Origin of the sequence: Mycobacterium sp. E1715 (genome assembly GCF_001667625.1) — a bacterium.
GTDB lineage: Bacteria > Actinomycetota > Actinomycetes > Mycobacteriales > Mycobacteriaceae > Mycobacterium.
This window is the reverse complement of the sequence record NZ_LZJJ01000437.1, coordinates 1-2301: the sequence shown is the minus strand read 5'-3', so window position 1 is coordinate 2301 and position 2301 is coordinate 1. Positions and strand designations below refer to the sequence as shown.

4 protein-coding genes are annotated in these 2301 nt (G+C 70.1%); all 4 read right to left on the bottom strand.

Annotated elements, in window-relative coordinates; all coding sequences use genetic code 11:
• Window positions 1-33: 33 nt before the first annotated feature.
• Window positions 34-582: a hypothetical protein gene (locus tag A9X03_RS21275; RefSeq protein WP_369831402.1), complete on the bottom strand. Its 549-nt coding sequence runs from the start codon at window positions 580-582 to the stop codon at window positions 34-36.
• 149 nt (window positions 583-731) lie between these two features.
• The gene (locus tag A9X03_RS21270) at window positions 732-1217 is read right to left on the bottom strand and encodes a (2Fe-2S)-binding protein (protein ID WP_068019508.1); all 486 of its coding nucleotides are present in this window, start codon (window positions 1215-1217) and stop codon (window positions 732-734) included.
• Window positions 1210-2097 (bottom strand): xanthine dehydrogenase family protein subunit M, encoded by an 888-nt coding sequence (locus A9X03_RS21265; RefSeq protein WP_068262821.1) that lies wholly within the window; start codon window positions 2095-2097, stop codon window positions 1210-1212. The genes A9X03_RS21270 and A9X03_RS21265 overlap by 8 nt, the downstream gene beginning before the upstream one ends.
• Window positions 2094-2301 (bottom strand): hypothetical protein (locus A9X03_RS21260; protein WP_156746625.1); only part of this gene is annotated, 208 nt, incomplete at its 5' end. The genes A9X03_RS21265 and A9X03_RS21260, both read right to left, overlap by 4 nt.

Below are 2301 nucleotides of genomic sequence, written 5' to 3'. Positions count from 1 at the left end.
GGGACGGCGCAGCCGAGCGATCCGGACCTGCCTTTAGAACGTGTTGACCTTGTCGAGGCTGACGAACATGCCGTGGCCGGTGTGGTCGTTGGTGAAGCGGGTGCCGTCGGCGGTGGCGTTGATCGTCCAGCCGGCGGCGTTGTAGGTCTTGTAGTCGATCTGCACGGTGGGAATGGCGCCGAGGTTGCCCAAAACCCACTGCACCTTGCCGGCCGAGTCCACGCTGACGCCGTTGGCGTGTTCGCCGTCCTGCAGCGGGGAGTTGGTGAACGGCGCTTCGCAGCCGACGGTGTCCTTATTGATCTGGCAGCGGGTGGTGCCCGACTTGGTTTCGATGAAGACGTAGCCGTTCTGGTCCGGCGGCAGCGGGATCGCGCCGGCCGGTGCGGTCGGGTTGGCCGGCGTCGTCGGCAGGCCCGGGGCTGGGCTGGCCGTCGGGGCCGGCGGCGCTGCCGACGGCCTGGGGGTGGGGAACGTGGGTTCGACCGGGCCAACCCCCGGCGCGGCGACCGGCCGGCCTGCGATGGTGCTGGAACAGGCGTCGATCAGTGCCGGGCTGACCAGCACGGGCGCGATCAGCAGGGACCCACCGGCAAGGCTCCACCGTGCCCTTTGCGAAAACCGCACGCGCCACTCCCGATTATCAGCAATATTGGGAAATCAGATTACGCGCGCAGTAACGAAATCCCGTGCAACCGCGCAGCTGTCGATGCCACGCCGATGGTGAACCTTTATCGCTGCGTGACCGACTGGGTCTCGGCGGCCCGGCGGGCGGCGGCGACGATGCCCTGGTAGCCGGTGCACCGGCAGAAGTTGCCGGACAGGCCCTCCCGGATCTCGTGGTCGCTGGGATCGGGGTTGTCGCGCAGCAGCGCGGTCAGCGACATGACGAAACCCGGCGTGCAGAAGCCGCATTGCAGCCCGTGGCACTCGCGCAGCGCCGACTGCACTGGCGACAGCGTGCCGTCGGGTTCCGCGACCCCTTCGACCGTCGTCACCTCGGTCCCGTCGGCCTGCACCGCGAACATCAGGCACGAGCGCACGGCCGCGCCGTTTAGCAGCACCGTGCAGGCCCCGCACGCGCCGTGCTCGCAGCCCAGATGGGTGCCGGTCAGCCCGCACTTCTCGCGCAGGAAGTCGGCCAGCGTCATCCGCGGTTCGACCACGGTGGTGACCGGAGTTCCGTTGACGGACAGTTCGATTGGGTGTTCAGGCATTGTCGGCCCCCGTGGCTGCTTCGGCTGTAGCTCGTGTCCAGGCGCGGGCGGCCATCGTGGCGCCGACCTTCAACCGGTACGCCGCCGTCCCCTGCAGGTCGTTGGGAACCTCGTCGAGCCCGCTCATCGCGGCCCGGCCGATCTCCTCGGGAACCAGCTCGCCGACCGGCCTTCCGAGGGCCGCGACCTCGGCCGCCGTCGCGCGCCGGACCGTGGACCCCATGCCCAGCAGCCCGATCGCGCAGCGCGACACCCGGTCCTGGTCGTCGAGCTGGACGGCCACCAGTGCGCCGGCGATCGCGAAATCGCCGTGGCGGCGCGAGAATTCCTCGACGGCGAACCCGCATCTGCCGTCCCAGATCGGGAACCGCACCCCGGTCAGCACCTCGTCGGAGTCCATGGTGGTTTCCCAGACGCCGGCGAAGAAGTCGGCGGCGGCGATCTCGCGCCGCCCGCCTGGCGACTGGACCTCCATCACCGCGTCCAGCGTCAGGGCGACCGCGGGGTATTCGCCGGCGGCGTCGGCGTGCGCGATCGACCCGCCCAGGGTGCCGCGGTTGCGGATCTGGAAGTGCCCGACGAACTGCGTCACCCGGGCCAGTAGCGGAACCGCTTGGCGCACTTCGTCATCGGAGCCAACGGCGGCCTCGGTGGTGCCGGCGCCGATCCACAACTCGGCACCCCTGCGGTCGATGCCCTGCAGCTCGGGCAGCCGGGAGATGTCGATCAGGTGGTCGAAGTAGGCCAGCCGCATCGCCAGCATCGGCACCAGGCTCTGGCCGCCCGCCAATATCTTTGCGTCGTCGCCCAATTCGGCCAGCAGGCGCACGGCGTCGTCGATGCTGTCGGGCCGGTGGTAGTCGAACGCGGCCGGCTTCATCGTTGCACCGCTTCCAGCAGGGCCGCGATCGACGCCGGGCTGGCCGGCAGACGGGTGACCGTCACACCCAGCGGCGCGAGCGCGTCGTTGATGGCGTTGATCACCGCCGGCGTCGAGCCGATGGCCCCGCCCTCGCCTGCGCCCTTATAGCCGCCGGGCCCCGGTCCGGGTATCTCGACGTGGCCGAATTCGATCGGCGGCACC